Origin of the sequence: Microlunatus sp. GCM10028923 (assembly GCF_042666975.1) — a bacterium.
GTDB lineage: Bacteria > Actinomycetota > Actinomycetes > Propionibacteriales > Propionibacteriaceae > Microlunatus.
This window is the reverse complement of sequence record NZ_JBHTFF010000004.1, coordinates 475,801-497,560: the sequence shown is the minus strand read 5'-3', so window position 1 is coordinate 497,560 and position 21,760 is coordinate 475,801. Positions and strand designations below refer to the sequence as shown.

Sequence of the window (21,760 nt, the reverse complement as noted above, 5' to 3'; positions counted from 1 at the left end):
GTCTGACGTGTCGGTGACCAGTACCGGATATCCGCGCGCCGGGCCCGAGGCCCTCCTCGCGAAGACTAGGCGGGCAGGGCCAGGTAGCGCGACATCTCGATCAAGGTCCGGACGTGTTCATGATCATCGGGTGCGTCGCAGTCGTCGTACGGGTCGTAGTGCACGGCCAGGATCTCCGCGGCCTGGGCGCCGACCACGTCCGCGGGCACGGTGTCACCGACGTGCACGGCCCGGTCGGGTAGTCCGCCGACCTCCTTCACGGCGTGCAGGAAGAACTGCGGGTCGGGCTTGTTCAGCCCGATCACGGTGCTGTCGAAGACCCGGTCGACCGTCACGCCCGGTCCCTCGCCCTCCTGGCACATCTTCGCGTCCCAGAGCATCTCGGCGATGTGGCCGTCGGCCTGGGAGACGATCGCGACCGCGATGCCGGCGTCGACGAATCCGGCCAGCGCCGCCTTGGACTGCTGGTCCGGGTCGTGCCACATGTTCTTGACGCAGGAGGCGGCGAAGTAGGCCCGGGTGCAGTCCGCCCAGCGCGACTCCGGGACGCCGGCGTACCGGGGCAGCAGGTCGTAGTAGCCGCCGAGCGGTTCGCCACGGGTGGGGTGCGCGGCGTTGTGGGCCGCGCAGTGCGCGCGGTAGAAGTCCTCGGCCGAGGTGACCCCGCCGTACTCGGCGATCACCGGGACCAGCGCCTCCCGGTTCAGCAACAGCAGCACACCGCCGACATCGACGAGCAGGACCGTCTTGTCCGGGTGGGTCGTCGTCATCCGTTCATCCCTCGTTCCGTTGTCAACTATTGACGAACTGGCTTCATGATCGATAATTTCTACCACATGTCCGATGAAGCAGGGTTGCTCGATCGCATCACGGGGCTGCTGCCGCAGCTCACCGCGAGCGGCCGGAAGGTCGCCGACACGATCCTGGCCAGTCCCGAACTCGCCGCCCGGTCGAGCATCCTCGAACTGGCTGAACGTTCGGAGACGTCGACGGCGAGCATCAACCGGCTCTGCCGCGAACTCGGCCTGCGCGGCTATCCCGAACTCCGGCTCGGGCTGGCCCGCGAGGTCGGCGCCCAGGCCGGTACCGACCCGGACTTCGACGACACCGAGGAGCTGGCGCCCGACCTCGGCGCCCGGGAAACCCTGTCCGTGCTGGCCGGTTCGAGCATCAACGCGCTGCGCCGGACCGCGGCCCTGCTGGACCCCGACGCGCTTGATCAACTCGCCGCAGCGATCGACGAGGCCGACCGGGTTCAGATCGCCGCGCAGGGTGGCAGCGCCCACATCGCCGCCTACCTCGCGGCCCAGCTCACCGGGATCGGCGGCTGGGCCACCGCCAACGTCGACCCCACCTACACCGCCTCGCAGGCCGTCACCCTGACCGACCGGGACGTCGCCCTGGCGATCAGCTACTCGGGTGCCGCCGGGCCGGTGCTCGACTTCGTCGACATCGCCGCCGAACGCGGCGCGTTGACCGCGGCGATCACCAGCAGCGCGAACACGCCGCTGGCCAAGGCCGTCGACGTCGCCCTCTCCACAACCGCCCGCTCGGCCTCGCTCCGCTACCGCGGCACCGCCGGCCGGCACGCCCAGCTGTACGTCTGCGACGCCCTCTACGTCCGGGTCGCCCAGCGTCGCTCCGAGCAGGCCGAACGGCTGCTCGGGCTGGCCGGCGAGGTGACCCAGCGCTACCTCGTACCACCCAATCGACAACCCCGCTCCACCCGTTGAAACGGAGTCACGATGTCACCCGCATTCCGCACCCTGGCCGTCCTCGCGGCCACCACCACCCTCGCCCTGATCGGCACCGCCACCACCGCTCAAGCCGAACCGGAGCTTGCGTCGCGCTGCACGACGGGCCCGAAGACGATCAGCAGCACGCCGGTGATCTTGACCGAGCAGAAGTCCGACCGACTGGTCGTGATGGACCTGTGCCAGAGCTGGGACAAGTCCACGGCCCAGCTCTGGAGCTGGAAGGCCAGCAAGGAGTTCGGCATCACCGATCCGGAGACCTCGTGGGGGCTGCCCGACGACGCCCGGCTGCGCCGCGACGCGGACGGCAACCGGTTCGTCCTGGCCACCGACTCGTACGGGCTGCTGGCGAAGATCCCGTACCCGGCCGGCGGTGAGGTGGCCTGGTCGGTCGAGCTCGGTCGCGGCCCGAACCCGCACGGCATTGAGCTGCTGCCGAACGGCAACATCGCCGTCGCGGCCAGCACCGGCAAGTTCGTCCGGGTCTACGCCGCGAGCCAGGGTCAGCACGCGGACCACTACGTCGAGGACGTGCTGCCCGGAGCCCACGAGGTCTACTGGGACGAGCCGACCGGCTCGCTCTGGGCGATCGGCGACACCGAACTGATCGAATACGAAGTCGGCGGCATCGACGCCGAGCCGACGCTGACCCGCAAGGCCGTCTACCGGCTGCCGACCAACTGGGGCCATGATCTTCAACCGGTGACCGGCGACCCGGACCGGTTCTGGGTGACCACGGTCTACGGCGTGCACCAGTTCGTGAAGTCGACCCGCAAGTTCGATCACAGCTTCCCCCGGACCGCCGAGCTGTACGCCCTCAACATCAAGAGCATCGGCACCGACGCCGAGACCGGCGTGATCTTGCAGACCACGCCGAAGAAGGGCAACCCCTGCTCCTGGTGCACCGACCAGGTCGACTTCTTCATCGGCGCCGACCGCAACGCGACGCGGATCCTGCCCGGCGCCGAGATCTACCGCGCCCGCTGGTTCGACGAGCGCGCGAACTGAACCCCAGATAGGAATCCGCAGACATGTCCCAGCACCGGTTCGGCCGCCGCACCCTGCTCGGTGGCGCCGCCGCCGCAGCCTCAGCCCTGACCCTCGGCGCCTGCAGTTCCGGCGGCTCGTCACCGATCCGGCTGCTCGCCGGCGGCGGCCGCTGGGAGAAGGGCGGCTACGGCTGGAACCAGATCCAGAAGTACAACGAGCAGCATCCCGACGGAACGGTCGAGGTGGTCTCGGCCGGCCAGAACTTCACCAAGCTGTTCACCCAGCAGGTGAGCTCGGGCAGCTTCCCCGACATCACCCTCGGCTCGATCGACCTCCCGACGGTACGGGAGCGGGACTGGGTCGTCCCGATCGGCGACCTCGGCGTCGACCTGAAACCCCGTTATCCGCAAGAGATGTGGGTCGACGGGATCACCACCGCCGAGGGCAAGATCTACTCCTGGGGCCAGGACGACGGCCGTGGCGTGTTCCTCGGCAGTAACACGAAGTTCCTGGCCGAGGCCGGCGCGAAGGAGCCGCCGGGCAGCTGGGCCGAGCTGATCGAGTTGTCCGCGGCCGTCCACGCGAAGAACAAGGACGTGTACGGGATCGCGCTGCCGTTGCTCAACGGCGAGGCGATCACCTTCATCGCCAACACCCTGCTGCGCGACAACCCGGGGCTGCTGACCGGGTTCGACCTCACCGAGGGCCGGTACGCGATGGACGTCTACTTCGACCAGGCGATGCAGGTCATGATCGACTTGCAGAAGTCGGAGACGACGCACCCGAACTCGTCCCAGCTGTCCTTCGCCGACGTCGACGGCTACTTCAACTCCTCCCGGACGGCGTTCAACCTGGACGGCACCTGGCTCTGCTCGGTGGCGCACGAGCGTGACTTCTCCGACTACGTCGTGTCACCGCCGCCGCGCCGCGAGGCCGGCCAGGAGACCTTGCAGTACGGGTCGCTGAGCGGCAGTTCCTTCTTCGTCTTCAGGGAATCCAAGCTGCTCGACGCGATGGGTCCGCTGGTCGACTTCCTGACCGGGGAGGAGTTCGTCAAGGGCCAGCTGGAGACCAACTACAGCATCACGGCGATCCCGGAGCTGAACCGGAAGTTCGCGCCGAACGAGCAGGTGAAGCAGCTGCTGGAGGTCCAGGACCAGGTGATCCAGCCGCCGATCCCGCAGACCGACGCGAAGGCGATGGAGACGCGCAAGAAGGAGTCCGCACTGCCGGCCCCGCGGCAGGTCGCGGCCGACATCGCCGCCGGGGTGCTGGCCGGCAAGATCGACGACTGGAAGGGCGCGTTCAAGGAGATGAACCAGCAGTACAACGACCGGTTCGACGCGGCCCTCGCCGAGGCCGGCTGTCCCCGGGAGAAGTTCGTCTTCGCCGACTGGGACGGCGTCTCCGACTACGCCCTCAAGACCTCCGTCTGAGGTCGCGGCGCATGATCAACTCCGCTCGACGGGGTGGCCGCGGCGCGCCCTGGTTACGGCGCCGAAGCCTGTGGTGCTGGGTCTTCCTGGCACCACAGGTGCTGGTCTTCCTCGGCTTCGTGGCCTGGCCGACCGTGGCCAGTTGGTACTTCGCGTTCTTCGACTGGGACGGCATCGGCCTGCCGGACGACTTCGTCGGGCTGGACAACTTCGTCGAGGTGGCGTCCGATCCGCAGTTCTGGAACTCCTTCGGCAACAGCCTGATCTACACCGGCGCGCTGGTGATCATCGTGGTGCCCACCTCGCTGGTGATGGCGCTGATCCTGAACAGCAAGGTCGTCGCCGGCCGGACCGCGTACCGGGTCGCGCTGGTGCTGCCGGTGGTGCTCACCTCCGCCGTGGTCGGCCTGCAGATGAAGAACATCTTCGCCACCCAGGGCGGCGTCGTGAACAACCTGCTGGAGGGGCTCGGGGTGATCACCGACCCGGTCGCCTGGCTCGACGTCGGGCCGGCCGCGATGGCGGTGGTGATCATGGTCGGTGCCTGGAAGACGTTCGGGGTGAAGATGATCTACTGGCTGGCCGGCATCCAGACCGTGCCGACCGAGCTCAACGAGGCGGCCGAGGTCGACGGTGCCTCGCGGTGGCAGCGGTTCCGGCTGATCACCGTACCGCTGCTGATGCCGTTCCTGTTCGTGATCACCTTCCTGCAGATCCTGGACGGGCTGCGGGTGTTCGACCTGATCAAGACGATGACCAACGGCGGTCCGTACTTCGCCACCGACATGGTGCCGCTCTACATCTACCGGTACGCCTTCGAGCCGTCGGCCGTGTCCAACGACGCGTTCGCCCTGCCCCGGTACGGCTTTGCGTCCGCGGCCGGCATCTTCTACGGCCTGGCCACCTTCGTGATCGCCGTGGCGATGGCCGGGCTGATCCGGTTCTGGCGGGGGAGGGCGGGCACATGATCTACCCCAAGGTGAGCACCAAGCTGCGTCGCCGGCTGGTCCGGATCGCCGCCCAACTGCTGCTGCTCGCGGTGGCGATCGTCTGGACCTACCCGCTGACCGGGGCGATCCTGTCCTCGGTGAAGTCCAACCGGGAGGTGCTCGGCGGGTCCCTGGGCCTGCTGCCGGAGGGGTTCCGCTGGGAACTGCTGGCGCCGCACCGCTGGGGCGAGCTGGCGTCGATCTTCCATGTCGAGAACTACGCCCAGGCCTGGTTCGTCGGGTCGTTCGGCCAGTACTTCGGCAACTCGGTGGTCCTGACCGTCTCGACGGTGATCATCGTGGTGACGCTGAGCTGCCTCAGCGGGTACGCCCTCGGCCGGTATCCCTTTCCTGGCAAGAAGATCCTGATCACGGTCTTCGCCGTGTCGGCGTTCCTGCCGGAGGGGTACACGATCATCCCGATCTGGCAGTTGATCAAGGGACTGGGCCTGTCCGAGTCGATGGCCGGGCTGGTGCTCGCGGTGTCCAGCGGCGGCCACCTGCTCTACATCCTGCTGTTCAGCGCGTACTTCGCCAAGCTGCCGGCCGAGCTGGAGGAGGCTGCGGTGATGGACGGCGCCGGGTTCCTCCGCGTGTTCGCGACGATCATGGTGCCGCTGGCCAAGCCGGCCCTCGCCACGGTGACCATCCTGGAGACGATCCGGGCCTGGAACGACTTCTTCATGCCGCTCGTCTTCACCGCCAACCGGCCGGACCTCCAGACCATCGCGGTCGGCCTCTACACCCAGTTCACCAACCGCAACACCGCGGACCTGGCGACCATGGCGGCCGGCATCGTGATCGCCTTCATCCCCGTGGTCGTGGTGTTCATCGCGCTGCAGAAGTACTTCGTCGAGGGCATCGCGGGCGCCGTGAAGAGCTGACCCCTCCGAGCGTCCGGAGCCTGTCGATGCGTGTCCTGAGCCTGTCGAAGAGGGTTTGATCCAGTAGCGTTGATCACCATGCTGGCAGCGTTGGGTTGGGGCGCGGTAGCGGCGAGTTCGCTGGTGATCGGGGCCGTGCTCGGCATGATCAGGAAGTGGCGGGCCGGGTTGGTCGGCGGCGTCCTCGCGTTCGGCGCGGGCGCGTTGATCTCCAGCGTCGCCTTCGAGCTGGCCCAGGAGGGTCTGGCCATCGCCGGCCCGATCCCGGTGGCGATCGGGCTGGCCGCCGGCGCGCTGGCCTTCTTCGCGGCGAACGCGGCGGTGGACCGGATCGGCGGCCGGTCCGGCGGCGGCGCGGGCGGCCTGCCGCTGGCGCTCGGCTCGCTGCTGGACGGGATCCCGGAGCAGGCCGTGCTCGGCATCGGGCTGGCCGCCGGCGAGGGCGTCAGCGTCGCGCTGCTGGTCGCGATCTTCATCTCGAACCTGCCCGAGGGGATCGGCTCGGCCAGCGACATGCGGTCGGCCGGCAAGGCGCCGCGCGCCGTGCTCGGGCTCTGGTGCGTCGTCGCGGTGGCCTGCATGCTGGCCACCCTCGGCGGGTACGGTCTCGCCAGCGTCGCCGGGCCCGAGATCAAGGCCGGGATCGACGGCTTCGCGGCCGGTGCCCTGCTGGTGATGCTGGTCGACTCGATGATCCCGGAGGCGACCGAGAAGGCGGGCAACCGGGCCGGCCTGGTCACCGTGATCGGCTTCGCCGTCGCGGCCGCCCTCTCCAACCTGGTCTGATCATGGAATCGTACGTCTCCGGTCTGGAGTTGAGCCGACGCCTCTTCGTGGAGATCGTCGGCCCCGCACTCGCCGATGATCACCCGAACCTGGACTACAGCGCCGCCCTGCTCGGCCGCGGGTCCGAGGTGCTCGGCTACGACGACGCCCAGTCCGCCGACCATGATCGACAGCCGCGGGTGTTGATCTTCCTCCGCGACGGCGAGCCGGTGGACCCGGTGGCGGCGACGGTCCGGCGGGCGGTGCCGGAGCGGTTCGACGGCTTCCCGACCGACCACCGGGTGCAGCCGCTGCGCGGCTACGTCCACGGTCAGCTCGGCGTCGACCAAGATCACCAGCCGACCGTCCGGGACTGGCTCAGTCTGTCCGAGCAGCGGCTGCTGATGTTCACCGCCGGCGAGGTGTTCCACGACGGGGCCGGGCTGCAGCCGGTGCGGGACCGGTACGCCTACTATCCGCGCGACGTCTGGCTGTATCTCCTGTCGACCGCCTGGTGGCGGGTGCACCCGGAAGCCAACCTGGTCGGGCGCACCGGGCAGGTCGGCGACGAGCTCGGGTCGGCCCTGATCGGCGCCGACCTGGTCCGCGGCCTGATGCAGCTCTGCTTCCTGATCGAGCGCCGCTACGCCCCGTACCCGAAATGGTTCGGCACCGCCTTCGCCCGCCTGCCCGGCGCGGCGACCCTGCAGCCGCTGCTCCGTTCCGTGCTGGCTGCGGAGCACTGGCGGGAACGCGAGGAGGCCCTGATCGCCGCCTACCGGGAGGTCGCCGCCCGGCAGAACGCGCTGGCCCTGACCGAGCCCGTACCGACAGAACTCGTGCAACTCTGGGACCGCCCGTTCCGCGTCCTCTGGGGCGACTTCCCGGCCGCCCTGCAGGCCGAGATCCGCGACCCGGAGGTGCTCGACCTGGTCCGCCGCTGGCCCGCCGGCGGCCTCGACCGGGTTCGCGACGTCCTCCCTGGCCGGCCCGACCTTGACGGCCTGACGGGCGGGGTCAAGGCTCCCGGGCCCACGGGCTGAGCCGTCGATTGGCGTCGCGCACAGGGTGGGGCGGTAGCATCGTCCGATCGTGGAAAGACTCCGGCACTTCCTTTTCGTGCGCCACCGCCACAACTGGCTCCTGCTGATCCGGTTCGGGCTGGTCGGCGCTTCCGGCGTGCTGGTGAACCTGATCAGCGTCGTCCTGCTGAAGCGGGCCGGTCCCCATTTCGACGCGGTCGCGATCGATCTGCCGCTGACCGACTTCAACGTCCGTTGGTACCACGTCTACTCGATGATCGCGTTCCTGATCGCGAACCTGTGGAACTTCCAGCTGAACCGGATGTGGACCTTCCGGAGTGCGAAGCACAGCGGCTGGTGGCGCGAGTTCGGGCCGTTCCTGGCGGTCGGGCTGGTGGCCCAGCTGATCGGCCTCGGCATCCTGACCCTGCTGATGCACCCGGGTTCGATCTTCTCGCTGCCGTCGAACCTGCTCGACAACTCGACCGGGTTCCGGACCAAGTACTACTGGGCGCAGCTGATCACGATCGGCTTCACGGTGCCGATCTCGTTCGTCCTGAACAAGCTGTGGACCTTCTCGGCCGTGCGCCGCGGCAGCCATGTCAGCTTCGAATCCGAGGTAGCCGCGGAGGTGGCCGAGGAGGCCCAGGCCGCGCGGGACCGGATCGAACCTGAGCCGGCCGGTGAGGCGCGGGAGCGGATCCGGGGCTGACCTCCCCGATTGGCCGGAACCCCTCGGTTAATGTGAAGTACGCTTCCCCGGCCCCGAAAGTGATTGTCGAGACGAGTTAGTCGAGGAACGTGCGGTGTACCTGAAGAGCCTGACCCTGAAGGGATTCAAGTCCTTCGCCTCGGCGACCACGCTCAACTTCGAGCCGGGGATCACCTGCGTGGTGGGGCCGAACGGGTCGGGCAAGTCCAACGTCGTCGACGCGCTCAGCTGGGTGATGGGTGAGCAGGGCGTGAAGTCGCTGCGCGGCGGCAAGATGCAGGACGTCATTTTCGCCGGTACGTCCGGGCGGGCGCCGCTCGGCCGGGCCGAGGTGACGCTGACCATCGACAACTCCGACGGCGCGCTGCCGATCGAGTACACCGAGGTCACGCTGTCCCGGACCATGTTCCGCAACGGCGGTTCCGAGTACGCGATCAACGGCCAGACCGCCCGGCTGCTCGACATCCAGGAACTGCTGTCCGACTCCGGCATCGGCCGGGAGATGCACGTCATCGTCGGCCAGGGCCAGCTCGACTCGATCCTGCAGGCCACCCCGGAGGGCCGGCGCGGCTTCATCGAAGAGGCCGCCGGCGTGCTGAAGCACCGCAAGCGCAAGGAAAAGGCGCTGAAGAAGCTGGACTCGACCGAGGGCAACCTGAACCGGCTGAACGACCTGATCTCGGAGATCCGGCGCCAGCTGAAGCCGCTCGGCCGGCAGGCCGAGGTGGCCCGCAAGGCCGCCGTGATCCAGGCCGAGGTCCGCGACGCGAAGGCCCGGCTGATCGCCGACGACCTGGTCCAGGCCACGCTCGCGATGGAGTCCGACCTGGCCGACGAGAAGGCGATGCGGGAACGCCGCCGCGAGCTGGAGGACGCGCTGGAGGCGGCCCGGGAGACCGAGGTCGCCGCCGAGGAGTCCGTACGGGAAGGGCTGCCGCGACTGACCGCCGCCCAGGAGACCTGGTACTCCCTGGCCGCGCTGAAGGAGCGGGTGGCCAGCACACTGTCAATCGCCCGGGAACGGATGCGCAACGCCGAGTCCGATCCGGGAGAGGTACGGCCCGGCCGCGACCCCGACGAACTGGACCGGGAGGCGGACGCGGTCGGCGAGCAGGAAGCCGAACTGACCGCAGAGCTGGAGGAGAAGGCCGAGGCGCTCGAGCTGGCCAGCGAACGGCGGGCCGAGCTGGAGGAGGCGCACCGGATCGAGGAGACCCGGTTCGCCGGCCTGATCCGGGCCGCGTCCGACCGGCGCGAGGGCCTGGCCCGGCTGACCGGCCAGGTCAACTCGCTGCGCAGCCGGGCCGAGGCCGCGGACGCGGAACTCGGCCGGCTCAGCGCCGCGCAGGCGGAGGCGGCGGAGCGGGCCGCGGTCGCCGAGCGGGCGTTCACCTCGCTGGAGTCGCGGGTGGCCGGGCTGGACGACGGCGAAGAGGGACTGGACGCCGAACACGAGTCCGCCCAGGAGACGCTGGACCGGTTCGACGCCGAGCTTGCCGAGCTGCGCCGCGCCGAGGCGCAGGCCCAGCAGGAGCGGGCCGCGCTGGTGGCCCGGGTCGAGGCGCTCCAGGTCGGCCTGCGGCGCAAGGACGCCGGCGCCGCGCTGCTGGCGGCGACCGACCAGGTGGCCGGCCTGCTCGGCTCGGTGGCGGCGCTGGTCGGGGTCGAGGCGACGTACGAGACGGCGGTGGCGGCGGCCTTCGGGCACGCGGCGGACGCCGTCGCGGTGACCGACGTGAACGCCGCGATCACCGCGTTCGAACATCTCAAGCTCGAGGACCTCGGCCGGGCCGGGCTGCTGCTGGCCAATGTCGCTGGAGAAGATCGGGCCCCGGGCTCCGGCCGGACCTCCTGGCCGGACCTGCCCGGCAACGTCCGGTACGCCGTCGACGTGGTCGAGTGCGGCGCGGAGCTGCGGCCCGCGGTGGACCGGGTGCTGCGCAAGATCGCCGTCGTGGACGACCTGGCGGCGGCCCGGGACCTGGTCCGGCAGTACGCCGACCTGACCGCGGTGACCCGGGACGGCGACGTCCTGAGCGCCCACTTCGCGGCCGGCGGTTCCTCGGCGCAGCCGAGCCTGATCGAGGTACAGGCCGCGGTCGACGAGGCGGAGCAGAAGCTGGCCGCGGCCAACCATGCCTGCGAGCGGTTGAAGTTCGCCCAGACCGAGCTGGCCGATCGGCACACCCAGGCCAAGCGGGACGTCGAGATCACCCTGGCCAAGCTGCACGAGTCCGACGCGGCGATGGCGGCCGTGGCCGAGGAGCTCGGCCAGCTGTCCTCGACCGCGAAGGGCGCCCGCGGCGAGGCGGACCGGCTGGCCGCGGCGATCCGGCAGGCCGAGGAGGCCCGGGATTCCGACCTGTCCGGGCTGGCCGACCTGGAGCAGCGGCTCGAGATGGCCAGCGACGAGGCCGAGATCGACGAACCGGACTCGGCCGAGCGGGACCGGCTGGGCGAGGAGGCCCGGCTGGCCCGGGCCGCCGAGATGGAGTCCCGGCTCGCGTTGCGGACGTTGGAGGAGCGGGTCCGGGCCCTGGCCGGCCGGGCCGACGCGCTGCGCCGGGCGGCCGAGAACGAACGCCAGGCGCACGCCCGCGCGGTGGCCCGCCGGGAACGGATGCTCCGCGAGGCGCGGATGGCGACCGCGGTGCATGCGGCCGGCAGCTACCTGGCCGAGCAGGTCGAGCGGTCGGTGGCGCTGGCCGCGACCGAGCGTTCCGAGGCCGAGGCGACCCGGCAGGAGGCCGAGGCCGTGCTGGCCGAGGTCCGCCGGAAGGTCCGCTCGCTCGGCGCCGACTTCGAGTCGCTGGTCGACTCCGCGCACCGCGAGGAGATGGCCCGGGCCGAGCACCGGATGCGGATCGAGGCGCTGAACGAGAAGGCGATGACCGAGCTCGGCCTGGAGCCGACCGTGCTGGCCGAGGAGTACGGGCCCGAACTGCCGGTCCCGGTGCTGACCCGGGACGACGGCTCCGCCATCACCGACGAGAGCGAGCGGCCCGAGCCGGTGCCGTACGTGCGGGAGGAGCAGCAGAAGCGGCTCCGCCGCGCCGAACGGTCGCTCGGCCAGCTGGGCCGGATCAACCCGCTCGCGTTGGAGGAGTTCGACGCGATGGAGGAGCGGCACAAGTTCCTCTCCGAGCAGCTGGAGGACCTGCGCAAGACCCGGACCGACCTGCTCGACATCATCAGCGAGGTCGACGCCCGGGTGGAGCAGGTCTTCGCCGACGCGTACGCCGACGTCGAGAACGCCTTCAACCGGGTCTTCGCGCGGCTCTTCCCGGGCGGCGAGGGCCGGCTGGTGCTGACCGAGCCGGGCAACTGGCTGACCACCGGCGTGGACGTCGAGGCGCGGCCGCCGGGCAAGAAGGTGAAGCGGCTGTCGCTGCTGTCCGGCGGCGAGCGGTCCCTGGTCGCGGTCGCGTTCCTGGTCTCGCTGTTCATCGCCCGACCGAGCCCGTTCTACATCCTGGACGAGGTCGAGGCGGCGCTGGACGACACCAACCTGGGTCGGCTGCTGGAGATCTACGAGGAGCTCCGGCAGAACAGCCAGCTGCTCGTGATCACCCACCAGAAGCGCACCATGGAGGTCGCGGACGCGCTGTACGGGGTGACGATGCGCGGCGACGGTGTCTCGGCGGTGATCTCCCAGCGTCTCCGTACCGACGCCGAATCGGTCGCCTGACCGGCAGCTGCGTCTGATCATGAACAGACGTGCGGTGACCATGACCGACGTGGCCCGTGCCGCGGGCGTGTCGACCATGACCGTGTCGAACGTGATCAACGGCCGGTCGCAGCGGGTCAGCGAAGCCACCCGGCAGCGGGTGCTGGAGACGATCGAGGAACTGGGCTATCAGGTCAACGTCGCCGCCCGGCAGCTCCGGGTCGGCCGGACCGGAACCGTCGGGCTCGCCGTACCGGACTTCGACTCCGGCTACTTCTCCGAGCTGGCCGACCGGCTGGCGGCGCGGCTCGGTGATCATGGACTGCGGCTGATCATGGAACGCACCGGCGGCTCCCGTTCCGCCGAGCTGGACACACTGACCACGGCGCGGCTGAGCAGCTACGACGGGTTCGTGCTCAGCGTGGTGGCCGGCGACCGTGATGATCTTGAACGGCTGCGGATCGACACCCCGGTGGTGCTGATCGGCGAGCGGGCGGTGCCGGCCCGGTTCGACCACGTGCTGATGGACAACGTCGACGGCGCCCGGCAGGCGACCGAACTGCTGCTGCGCACCGGTGCCCGCCGGATCGTGCTGCTGGGCGGGCGATCCTCCCGCCGGCAGACCATGGCCGCGCTGCGGACCACCGGCTACCGGAGGGCGCACGCCGACGCCGGGCTGCCGGTGCACCCGGAGCTGATCGTTCCCGCGTCGCTGCGGGTCGCCGACGGCCACCGGGCGGTCCAGGAACTGATCGCCGCCAAGATCGACTTCGACGCCGTCTTCGCGCTCACCGACGCCGCCGGGTACGGGGTGCTGCGCGCGCTCGCCGACGCTGGGATCGGGGTGCCGGACCAGGTCCAGGTGATCGGCTTCGACAACCTCCGGACGAGCGCGCACACGATCCCCGCCCTGACCTCCGTCGAACCGGACAACGAGGCGATGGCCGACGCGATCTGCGAGTTGCTGATCGAGCGGATCGCCCAGGGCTCCACCCCCGCGCCCGCCCGCGTCGTGATGCCCGCCGCCACGATCGCCCACCGCGCCAGTACCCGTCCGGGCAACCTCCCGGTGCCCTGAGCCTGTCGCAGCGCCGAGCCAGGTCGGGCTTGGCCCTTCGACAAGCTCAGGGAGCGTTCTGGCTTGCCCACGGGTCGCAGCCGAGAGCGGGGGAGCGTTTTCCCGGGTCCGGGCGGCGGGTTAGGATCGTTGGGTTTCGTCACCGGCGACGGGTTCCCGTCGTTTCGTCCTCCTTCCTGGGTGTTCCTTGACTGTCTCTGCTGCCTCCGGCTCGACCGGAACTCCGTCCCGGCCCTCGCCCGCTCGAACCTCGACCGCCGCAACGGCCGACGGCATCGGCGCCGCACCGTCGGCGGGTGTCGTCTTCCGCGAAGGGCTCGGCCGGTTGTTCTCGGCCTGCTGGGAGCGTCGGCTGATCTTCATCCCGTCGGTGCTCTCCGGGGTCGCGTTCGCCCTGTTGCAGGTGCTGACCTCGACGGTGATCGGGCAGGTGACGCAGGACGTCATCGTGCCTTCGTTCGAGTCCGGCAACCCCGTCCCCGGCGCCGTCGCCACGGCGGGCCTGCTGGTGGCTGGCATCGCCGTGCTCCGGGCGGTGACCGTGGTGGGCCGGCGCACGCTGGCCTCGGTGACCCAGTTCCACCTGATCGCGGACTACCGGTTGCGGCTGACCCGCCGGCTGTCCGAGCTGCCGCTGCTGTGGCACCGCCGCCAGTCGACCGGCGCGCTGCTGTCGACGATGTACTCCGACATCGAGGCCACCTTCTTCGCCATCGCGCCGTTCCCGTTCGCCCTGGCGACGCTGGCCATGCTGGCGTACGCCGTCGTCGTGGTGGCCGGCATCGACCCCGTCCTGTTGCTGATCATGGTCGTGACGGTCGGGATGCTGATGGCGCTGAACATGATCTTCCAGGCGAAGGCGGCGCCGATCGCGCTGGAGTCGCAGCGGCTCCGCGCCGAGGTCTCCGAGATCGCCCACGAGTCGTTCGACGGCGCCAACGTGGTCAAGTCCCTGGGCCGCGAGGACGTCGAGGAGGAGCGGTTCGTCGACGCCGCCGACCGGCTGCGCCGCAACGGCATCCGCCTCGGCTACGTACGCGGCTGGTTCGACCCGGTCATCGACGCGCTGCCGAACGTCGCGATCCTGCTGGTCACGCTCGTCGGCACCTGGCGGATCGGGCAGGGCGCGCTGACCACCGGCCAGCTGGTGCAGGTCGCCTACCTGTTCACGCTGATGGCGCTGCCGCTGCGGTCGTTCGGCTGGGTGCTCGGTGATCTCTCGCGGGTGGTGGTCGGCTGGCGCCGGACCCGCCGGATCCTGACCGCCCGGGACCAGCTCGCGTACGGTACGGCCACCGCACCGGACACCGGCCGCCCCGCACGGGTGGAGTTCCGGGGCGTCACGCTCGAATACCGCGACTCGCATTCGGCGACCGGTCGCACCCGGCCGGACGCCGTGGCGCTGCACCAGGTCGACCTCACCGCCGACGCCGAGACCGACGGCCGGGTGGTCGCGATCGTCGGCGCCACCGGTTCCGGCAAGTCGACCCTGACCCTGCTGGCCTCGCGGCTGCTGGACCCGACCGACGGCCGGATCCTGCTGGACGGCGTCGACCTGCGCGACCTCACCGCCGACTCGCTCGCCGAGTCCGTCGCCCTGGTCCTGCAGCAGGCCTTCGTGTTCGACTCCAGCGTCCGGGACAACGTGACCCTCGGCGAGGACTTCAGCGACGAGGACGTCCGCTGGGCCCTCCGGGTCGCTCAGGCCGAGGGCTTCGTGGACGCCCTCCCGGAGGGCCTCGACACGGTGCTCGGGGAGCGCGGCGGGTCGCTGTCCGGCGGGCAGCGGCAGCGGATCGCGCTTGCTCGCGCGCTGGTCCGCCGGCCCCGGCTGCTCGTCCTGGACGACGCCACCAGCGCCTGCGACCCGGCGGTCGAGGCCGCCATCCTGGAGGGCATCCACCAGGAGATCACCGAGACGACGCTGCTGGTGGTCGCCTACCGCAAGTCGACGATCTCGATCGCCAGCCGGGTGGTGTTCCTCGAACACGGCCGGATCACCGCGACCGGCAGCCACGCCGAACTCCTCGCCGAGGTCCCGCCGTACCAGGCCCTGGTCGAGGCGTACGACGAGGCGGCCATCGCCCACGAGCTGCTCGAGTCGGAACGGGCCGAGCTGGACGAGCAGGCCGCGGCCCAGGCGAGCGACGAACGGGCGCAGGCCGAACGGGAGCGCGCGGAACGCGAGCTGGCCGAGCGGAAGCGGGCGGAACGGGAGCGCGCCGAGCGGGAGCACGGGAAGCGGGAGCCGTCGCCGGACGACCCGGAGGTGTGGGTGGAACGGGCCGAGGAGCGGCACCGTACCGACTGCGAGGACGAGGACCGTCTGATGGAGGAACGATGACCGTCACCCCACAGAAGGCGCCGGTGTCGGAGAGCAGCAGCCTGGCCACCGAACGGAGCGCGGAAGAGGGCACGATCGCCACCGTCCGCCGTGGCCTGGCGCTGACCCCGGACGTCGCCCGTGGCCTGTGGCTGACCCTGGTGCTCGCCGTGGTCACGACCGCGGGCAAGATCGTCGTACCGGTGACGGTGCAGCGGATCATCGACGGCGGGATCGTCGGCGCCGAGGCGATCGACCTGGGCTTCGTCGCGGGCAGCCTGGGCCTCGCGGCCCTCGTCCTGGCGGGGACGGTGGCGGCGAACGTGTTCATGAACCGCCGGCTGTTCCGGGCCTCGGAGACCGCGCTGCGGACGTTGCGTACCCGCGCCTTCCGGCACATCCACGACCTGTCGCTGCTCACCCAGTCCACCGAGAAGCGCGGCGCGCTGGTCTCCCGGGTGACCAGCGACGTCGACACGGTCAGCCAGTTCATGTCCTTCGGCGGGATCATGCTGATCGTGATGAGCCTGCAGGTGGTCATCGCGACCGTCGTGATGGCGATCTATTCCTGGCCGCTGGCGATCCTGACCTGGCTGTGTTTCGTACCGGTGCTGCTGGCGATGACCCAGATCCAGAAGCGGATCCGGTCCCGGTACCAGATCGTCCGGTCCCGGGTCGGGTCGATGCTCGGCTCGGTGTCGGAGTCCCTCGTCGGGTCCGCCACGATCCGCGCGTACGGCGTCACCGGCCGGACCAACCGCGAGATGGACGACACCGTCACCGAGGTCCGCGGCGCGCAGCTGCGGGTGCTGCGGCCGCAGGCCGTGTCCTTCTCCCTGTCGGAGATGAGCGACGGCATCACCACCGGCATGGTGATCGTGGTCGGCATCTGGCTCGGCACGTCCACGGACCTGCTCTCGGTGGGCCAGCTGGTCGCGTTCGTGTTCCTGGTGTCGCTGTTCAGCCAGCCGGTCCGGATGGGCATCGAGATGCTCAACGAGGCCCAGAACGCGGTGGCCGGCTGGCGCCGGGTGCTCGGCGTGATCGACACCCCGGCCGACATCGCCGATCCCGGCGGTGCGATCGATCCGAAGACGGGGGAGCGCGGCCCGGCCCGGGCGGATGCCCAGCGGCTGCCGGCCGGCCCGCTCGGCATCGAGATCGCCGATCTCCGGTACGCCTACCCGGGCGGCCCCGAGGTCCTGCACGGCCTGAACGTGTCGATCCCGCCGCGGACCCATGTCGCGATCGTCGGCGAGACCGGCAGCGGCAAGACGACGCTCGCGAAGCTGCTGACCCGGATGATGGACCCGACCTCCGGCGCCGTACGGATCGGCGGCATCGAGGTCGACCGGATCCCGTTCGACTCGCTGCGCGGCCGGGTGGTGATGGTGCCGCAGGAGGGCTTCCTGTTCGACGGCAGCATCGCCGACAACCTCCGCTACGGCCGCCCCGACGCCACCGAGCTGCAGATGCTGGCGGCGATGGAGGACCTCGGCCTGCTGGACTGGATCGAAGGCCTGCCGCTCGGGCTGGACACCCCGGTGCACCAGCGCGGCGAGGCGCTCAGCGCCGGCGAGCGACAGCTGGTCGCCCTGGCCCGGGCCTACATCGCCGACCCGGATCTGATCGTGCTGGACGAGGCGACCAGCGCCGTCGACCCGGCCTCGGACGTCCGCCTGCAGGCCGCGTTGGAGGGCCTGGCCCGCGGCCGGACCACGGTCACCATCGCGCACCGCCTGTCGACCGCCGAACGCGCCGACCTGGTCCTGGTGCTCGACCACGGCCACGTCGTCGAGCACGGCCGGCACGCCGACCTGGTCGATCTGCCGGACGGCATCTACGCGAGGCTGCACCAGGCCTGGGTCGCCCACCGGGTCGGGACCGCTCGACCGGAACCCGTGCACTGACACGCCGGAGCCGCACCGAAACGCGGCGCGTCCCCGAGCTGCCGCTGGCCGGCGACCTTCGGTTGTGTGAAGCTCAGCGGCATGTCTCAGCCCGGCATGCCCGTGCCACCGCCACCGTTCTTTGCGCGCGGACCCGGCGCTCCGCCGCCGGTGCCGCCGGCCGATCCGTGGGTGCGGGAGATCTTCCGCCGGCAGGTCATTCGGATCATCGGCGCCTCGGCCGGCGTGGCCCTTGCGGTCATCGGAATCGTCCTGCTCTGGATGCCGGTGATCGGGCTCATGATCAGCCTGCCCGTCGTGATCATGCATCGCATCCAGATCCAGTTGCGTGACTACTATGCCGCCTACTTCGTGCCCCAGGGGTTCCCGGAACAAGGAGCCCTCCACGTTGGGTACGTGCTCGGCCTCGTCGGCGTCGTGCTGTCCGGCTTGGCCAACATCGGATGGCTCGGCCTCCTCGTGGCCAACTTCCCGACCATGGTCGGCTGATCAGGTCGCCAGGTCGAACTCGATCGTCGCGAAGGCGTGCGGCGGGAGGTCGGCGACCAGGTGGCCGTCGGTGATCCGGACGTCGAGCTCGACCGGGGCGACGTCGGTGGGGTCGATGGGCGTGTTGTGGGCCTGCGGCCGGTCGGCGGTGAGGATCCGGCCCCGCGCTTCCCGTACCCCGCCGCCGCGGAGGTCGAAGTCGATCTTGGTCGCGGAGTCGAGGGACAGGTTGCTCGCCGAGATCAGGACGGTGTCGCCCTTGCGGCTGGCCGAGGCGGTGACCTGGTCCAGCGCGGTGCCGTTGACGTCGATCGGGGCCGGCCCGTCCGGCAGGTGTACGGCGAGCGAGGTGGCGTCCTGGTGGCCCTTGTTCATCTCGAACACGTGGTAGGTCGGCGTCAGCACCAGACCGCCCTGGTCATCGGTCAAGATCATCGCCTGCAGCACGTTCACGGTCTGCGCGATGTTGGCCATGATCAACCGCTCGGCGTGCCGGTGGAAGATGTCGAAGTGCAGGCCGGCCACCAGGGCGTCGCGCAAGGTGTTCTGCTGGAACAGGAAGCCCGGGTTGGTGCCCGGCTCGACATCCCACCAGGTGCCCCACTCGTCGCAGACCAGGCCGATCGTGCGGCCCGGGTCGTAGGCGTCCATGACGGCGCTGTGCCCCTTGATCACGCGGTCGATGTCGGCCGCCTTGATCATGGTCCGGTAGAAGTCGTCGTCACCGAACTCGGTGGCCTGGCCCTTGTTCTGCCACGTCCCGGCGACCGTGTAGTAGTGGAACGAGATGCCCTGGAAGAACTTCTTCGGCTCCCGCTTGCAGCTGAGGCAGGTGACGGCCTTCATCAGGGTCTCGGTCCACTCAAGATCATCATCGGAGGCGCCGGCGGCGATCTTGAACAGCTTGTTGTCACCGTGATCACGGCAGTACGTCGCGTACCGGCGCGCCTCGTCGGCGTACGCCTCGGCCCGCATGTTGCCGCCGCAGCCCCAGGCCTCGTTGCCGATGCCCCAGAACGGCACCCGCCACGGCGCCTCCCGGCCGTTCGCCTTGCGCTGCCGCACCATCGGCGAGTCGCCGTCGCGGGTCAGGTACTCGACCCACTCGCTCATCTCGCGGACGGTGCCGGAACCCACGTTGCCGTTGACGTACGGGTCGGCGCCGAGCAGCTCACAGAGCGCCATGAACTCGTGGGTGCCGAAGTGGTTGTTCTCCTCGACGTTGCCCCAATGGGTGTTCACCATGACCGGCCGGTCCTCCCGCGGCCCGATCCCGTCCTGCCAGTGGTACTCGTCGGCGAAGCAGCCGCCCGGCCAGCGCAGGTTGGGAATGTCCAGGGCGCGCAGCGCCTCGACCACATCGGTCCGGATGCCGCCGACGTTGGGCAGCTCGGAATCCTCGCCGACCCAGAAGCCGCCGTAGATGCAGCGGCCGAGGTGCTCGGCGAAGTGGCCGTACAGGTGCCGGTTGATCACCGGGCCGCCGAGGTCGACGTTGATCACGGCGCGGGTGGTCGGTGTGCTCATGCGCGAGGCTCTTTCCTGTGAGGTTTGACGTTACACCTTCGGGCGTCAGCCTAACGGGCCGGATCCGGATCCGGAAGCGGGCCGGGGCAGGATGGAACGGTGATCGAACCGTTCTCCGTCGAGGTCGAGCAGGCCCGGCTCGACGAACTGCGTCGCCGGATCCGGGACACCCGGTGGCCCGAGCCGGCCACCGCTCCCGGCCAGGGTGTTCCGCTCGAGCGCCTGCGTGGGCTCGCCGACCACTGGGCCGAGGGGTACGACTGGCGAAGGCTGGAGGCCGAGCTGGCCGGGCGGCCGCAGTTCCGGACGGTGATCGACGGCCTCGGGCTGCACTTCCTGCATCAGCGGTCGCCGCACCCGGAGGCGACGCCGTTGCTGCTCAGTCACGGCTGGCCGGGTTCGTACCTGGAATTCCTCGACGTGGTCGGCCCGCTCACCGATCCGACGGCGCACGGCGGTACGGCCGCGGACGCGTTCCACGTCGTCTGCCCCTCCCTGCCCGGGTACGGCTTCAGCGACCGGCCGAGCGCCGCCGGCTGGGACATCCACCGGATCGCCGCCGCCTGGAGCGAGCTGATGGGCCGGCTGGGCTACCGGCGGTTCGCCGCCGCGGGCAGCGACTGGGGCACCAGCGTGTCGACCATGATCGCGGCGCAGGATCCGGACCGGATGATCGGGATCCACCTGATCCCGCCGCTCGTCGCACCCGACCGGTCGGAGCCGTTCACCGCCCCAGAGCAGCGGGCCGTTGATCAACTGGCCGAGCGGTCCCGCACTGGCTCCGCGTACGGCGAGCTGCACGCGACCAAACCGCAGACGATCGGGTACGCCCTGAACGACTCGCCCGTCGGGCTGTGTGCGTGGATCGCCGAGAAATATGAGGATTGGGCCGATCCGGCCGGTCCCGGCGTCCCGGTCGACCGGCTGCTGGACACGGTCACGCTCTACTGGCTGACCGGGACCGCCGCGTCCAGTGCGCGCCTCTACTGGGAGAGCATCGGCGAGGTGAGCCGGTGGTTCACAGAGGCGACGCCGGACGTGATCATGGTCCCGACCGGTGGCTCGGCCTTCCCGGCCGAACTGCCGCGGCCGTCCCGGCGCTGGGCCGAGCGGCGGTTCCCCGACCTGCGCTACTGGGGCGAGCCGCCGGTCGGCGGACACTTCGCCGCCCTCGAGGTGCCGGATCTCTATGTGGCCGAGCTCCGTGCCTCCTTCGCGGCGATCCGGTCAGGCCGGCGCGGCTGACCGGACGGCGTCGGCGACGAGGTCCGGATGGCCGAGCTGCCAGCGGGCCGCCTCGATCGTGTCCCGGAGCACCTCGTCGTGATCATCGAGCCGGCGCCGGTCGAGTTTCCCGGACCGGATCTCCTCGAAGTAGCTGGCCTCGATGACGTTGCCGGCCAGGATCATGATCGGCACCGCGGCGAGTTCCCGGGGCGTCAACGGATGATCATGCTGGTAGCCGCGCAGGAAGGTGGTCACATGGCGCAACCCGTCGGCGGTGCTGAACCCGGCCTCGCGCCCGGTGCGGCGCAGCCGCCGGGACAGGTACTTGCCCACGTCCCAGATCCGCGGCGCCAGCGGCAGGTGATCGAAATCGATGAAGCCGGCGACGCCGCCGCGCCGGAGCAGGACATTGCCGGGGTTGAGGTCGCCGTGCACCAGCTGCACCGGCAGCCCGGTCAGGGCGGTGATCACCGCGGCGCGCTGTTCCGCGTACGCCGCCAGCAGGTCGGGTGGCAGCAGCAGCTCGCCCTCCAGGGCGTCGATCAACTTCTCGGTGTACGAGTTCGCCGGCCACGGGTAATCGGCCAGAGCGCGGTGCAGCCCCGCGGCCGCTCGGCCGGCCGCCTCCTCGACCTTGATCAACTCCGCGGCCGGCAGGTGGTCATGGTCCAACCAGGGCAGCAAGAGATAGCGGCGATCGTCGACCTCGGCGAAGCTCCCGCCGCGGTCGGTGATCATGAACCCGGCGACCGACACTCCGCTCGCAGCCAGGTGCTGCAGCACCCGGGCCTCGTCCGCCTCCGGCAGGTTGCGCCACGGGCTGAGCCGCTTGAGCAGGCAGCGCCGCCCGTGTTCGGAGAACACCGGCCAGAGGTCGCGGCCGGGCACCTTCGCGCCGATCTCCGGTTCACCCAGGATGCCGCGCCATGCGTCCAGCACCTTCGTCAGATCCTCGCCCGTTTCCATGGGGCGACCCAACCATGATCA

General features: G+C 70.4%; 17 protein-coding genes. 14 read left to right on the top strand and 3 right to left on the bottom strand.

What is annotated here, in order from left to right; all coding sequences use genetic code 11:
* Positions 1 to 65 precede the first annotated feature (65 nt).
* Positions 66 to 770, bottom strand: coding sequence for an HAD family hydrolase (locus ACFQU4_RS12525; protein ID WP_377491898.1), 705 nt, complete (start codon positions 768 to 770; stop codon positions 66 to 68).
* A 66-nt stretch (positions 771 to 836) separates the two neighbouring features.
* Between ACFQU4_RS12525 and ACFQU4_RS12520 the strand changes: the two genes are divergently transcribed.
* The 13 genes from ACFQU4_RS12520 to ACFQU4_RS12460 all read left to right on the top strand — a co-directional run bounded on the left by ACFQU4_RS12520 (position 837) and on the right by ACFQU4_RS12460 (position 18,019).
* Positions 837 to 1,733, top strand: coding sequence for a MurR/RpiR family transcriptional regulator (locus ACFQU4_RS12520; protein WP_377491895.1), 897 nt, complete (start codon positions 837 to 839; stop codon positions 1,731 to 1,733).
* Positions 1,734 to 1,745: 12 nt separating this feature from the next.
* Positions 1,746 to 2,762: a DUF6528 family protein gene (locus ACFQU4_RS12515; RefSeq protein WP_377491892.1), complete on the top strand. Its 1,017-nt coding sequence runs from the start codon at positions 1,746 to 1,748 to the stop codon at positions 2,760 to 2,762.
* A gap of 23 nt (positions 2,763 to 2,785) precedes the next feature.
* Positions 2,786 to 4,180, top strand: a complete 1,395-nt coding sequence (locus ACFQU4_RS12510) for an ABC transporter substrate-binding protein (RefSeq protein WP_377491889.1) — start codon at positions 2,786 to 2,788, stop codon at positions 4,178 to 4,180.
* A gap of 11 nt (positions 4,181 to 4,191) precedes the next feature.
* The gene (locus tag ACFQU4_RS12505; protein ID WP_377491886.1) at positions 4,192 to 5,148 is read left to right on the top strand and encodes a carbohydrate ABC transporter permease; all 957 of its coding nucleotides are present in this window, start codon (positions 4,192 to 4,194) and stop codon (positions 5,146 to 5,148) included.
* Positions 5,145 to 6,053: a carbohydrate ABC transporter permease gene (locus tag ACFQU4_RS12500; RefSeq protein ID WP_377491883.1), complete on the top strand. Its 909-nt coding sequence runs from the start codon at positions 5,145 to 5,147 to the stop codon at positions 6,051 to 6,053. Before ACFQU4_RS12505 ends, ACFQU4_RS12500 begins: the two co-directional genes overlap by 4 nt.
* Positions 6,054 to 6,131: 78 nt before the next feature.
* Positions 6,132 to 6,839, top strand: a complete 708-nt coding sequence (locus ACFQU4_RS12495) for a ZIP family metal transporter (protein ID WP_377491880.1) — start codon at positions 6,132 to 6,134, stop codon at positions 6,837 to 6,839.
* Between the two features lie 2 nt (positions 6,840 to 6,841).
* Positions 6,842 to 7,861 (top strand): DUF4037 domain-containing protein, encoded by a 1,020-nt coding sequence (locus tag ACFQU4_RS12490; protein ID WP_377491877.1) that lies wholly within the window; start codon positions 6,842 to 6,844, stop codon positions 7,859 to 7,861.
* Between the two features lie 49 nt (positions 7,862 to 7,910).
* Positions 7,911 to 8,552, top strand: a complete 642-nt coding sequence (locus ACFQU4_RS12485; RefSeq protein WP_377491874.1) for a GtrA family protein — start codon at positions 7,911 to 7,913, stop codon at positions 8,550 to 8,552.
* A 94-nt stretch (positions 8,553 to 8,646) separates the two neighbouring features.
* Positions 8,647 to 12,240, top strand: coding sequence for a chromosome segregation protein SMC (gene smc, locus ACFQU4_RS12480; protein ID WP_377491871.1), 3,594 nt, complete (start codon positions 8,647 to 8,649; stop codon positions 12,238 to 12,240).
* Positions 12,241 to 12,259: 19 nt separating this feature from the next.
* Entirely contained in the window at positions 12,260 to 13,297 is a 1,038-nt protein-coding gene (locus tag ACFQU4_RS12475) for a LacI family DNA-binding transcriptional regulator (RefSeq protein WP_377491868.1), read from the top strand.
* A 187-nt stretch (positions 13,298 to 13,484) separates the two neighbouring features.
* Positions 13,485 to 15,641: an ABC transporter ATP-binding protein gene (locus ACFQU4_RS12470; RefSeq protein ID WP_377491865.1), complete on the top strand. Its 2,157-nt coding sequence runs from the start codon at positions 13,485 to 13,487 to the stop codon at positions 15,639 to 15,641.
* Positions 15,638 to 17,530 carry an ABC transporter ATP-binding protein gene (locus ACFQU4_RS12465; protein WP_377491862.1) on the top strand — a complete coding sequence of 631 codons (1,893 nt, stop codon included), beginning with the start codon at positions 15,638 to 15,640 and terminating at the stop codon, positions 17,528 to 17,530. Before ACFQU4_RS12470 ends, ACFQU4_RS12465 begins: the two co-directional genes overlap by 4 nt.
* An 81-nt stretch (positions 17,531 to 17,611) precedes the next feature.
* A complete protein-coding gene (locus ACFQU4_RS12460) occupies positions 17,612 to 18,019 on the top strand; it encodes a hypothetical protein (RefSeq protein WP_377491859.1) in 408 nt (135 codons plus the stop codon).
* On the opposite strand, the gene ACFQU4_RS12455 is transcribed toward ACFQU4_RS12460, so the two are convergent.
* Positions 18,020 to 19,546, bottom strand: coding sequence for an alpha-N-arabinofuranosidase (locus ACFQU4_RS12455; protein WP_377491856.1), 1,527 nt, complete (start codon positions 19,544 to 19,546; stop codon positions 18,020 to 18,022).
* Between the two features lie 99 nt (positions 19,547 to 19,645).
* Between ACFQU4_RS12455 and ACFQU4_RS12450 the strand changes: the two genes are divergently transcribed.
* Entirely contained in the window at positions 19,646 to 20,791 is a 1,146-nt protein-coding gene (locus ACFQU4_RS12450; RefSeq protein WP_377491853.1) for an epoxide hydrolase family protein, read from the top strand.
* Here the strand turns inward: ACFQU4_RS12450 and ACFQU4_RS12445 are convergent.
* Complete coding sequence (locus tag ACFQU4_RS12445; RefSeq protein WP_377491850.1) at positions 20,774 to 21,739, bottom strand: phosphotransferase enzyme family protein; 966 nt, start codon at positions 21,737 to 21,739, stop codon at positions 20,774 to 20,776. The genes ACFQU4_RS12450 and ACFQU4_RS12445 overlap by 18 nt on opposite strands.
* Between the last annotated feature and the right edge of the window lie 21 nt (positions 21,740 to 21,760).

Excerpts from the sequence above, each read along its gene's own strand:
- ACFQU4_RS12505 (WP_377491886.1), top strand. The coding sequence starts at position 4,192 with ATGATCAACTCCGCTCGACGGGGTGGCCGCGGCGCGCCCTGGTTACGG.
- ACFQU4_RS12500 (WP_377491883.1), top strand. The coding sequence starts at position 5,145 with ATGATCTACCCCAAGGTGAGCACCAAGCTGCGTCGCCGGCTGGTCCGG.
- ACFQU4_RS12475 (WP_377491868.1), top strand. The coding sequence starts at position 12,260 with ATGAACAGACGTGCGGTGACCATGACCGACGTGGCCCGTGCCGCGGGC.
- ACFQU4_RS12515 (WP_377491892.1), top strand. The coding sequence starts at position 1,746 with ATGTCACCCGCATTCCGCACCCTGGCCGTCCTCGCGGCCACCACCACC.
- ACFQU4_RS12445 (WP_377491850.1), bottom strand. The coding sequence starts at position 21,739 with ATGGAAACGGGCGAGGATCTGACGAAGGTGCTGGACGCATGGCGCGGC.
- ACFQU4_RS12510 (WP_377491889.1), top strand. The coding sequence starts at position 2,786 with ATGTCCCAGCACCGGTTCGGCCGCCGCACCCTGCTCGGTGGCGCCGCC.
- ACFQU4_RS12455 (WP_377491856.1), bottom strand. The coding sequence starts at position 19,546 with ATGAGCACACCGACCACCCGCGCCGTGATCAACGTCGACCTCGGCGGC.
- ACFQU4_RS12520 (WP_377491895.1), top strand. The coding sequence starts at position 837 with ATGTCCGATGAAGCAGGGTTGCTCGATCGCATCACGGGGCTGCTGCCG.
- ACFQU4_RS12495 (WP_377491880.1), top strand. The coding sequence starts at position 6,132 with ATGCTGGCAGCGTTGGGTTGGGGCGCGGTAGCGGCGAGTTCGCTGGTG.
- ACFQU4_RS12460 (WP_377491859.1), top strand. The coding sequence starts at position 17,612 with ATGTCTCAGCCCGGCATGCCCGTGCCACCGCCACCGTTCTTTGCGCGC.
- ACFQU4_RS12525 (WP_377491898.1), bottom strand. The coding sequence starts at position 770 with ATGACGACGACCCACCCGGACAAGACGGTCCTGCTCGTCGATGTCGGC.
- ACFQU4_RS12490 (WP_377491877.1), top strand. The coding sequence starts at position 6,842 with ATGGAATCGTACGTCTCCGGTCTGGAGTTGAGCCGACGCCTCTTCGTG.
- ACFQU4_RS12465 (WP_377491862.1), top strand. The coding sequence starts at position 15,638 with ATGACCGTCACCCCACAGAAGGCGCCGGTGTCGGAGAGCAGCAGCCTG.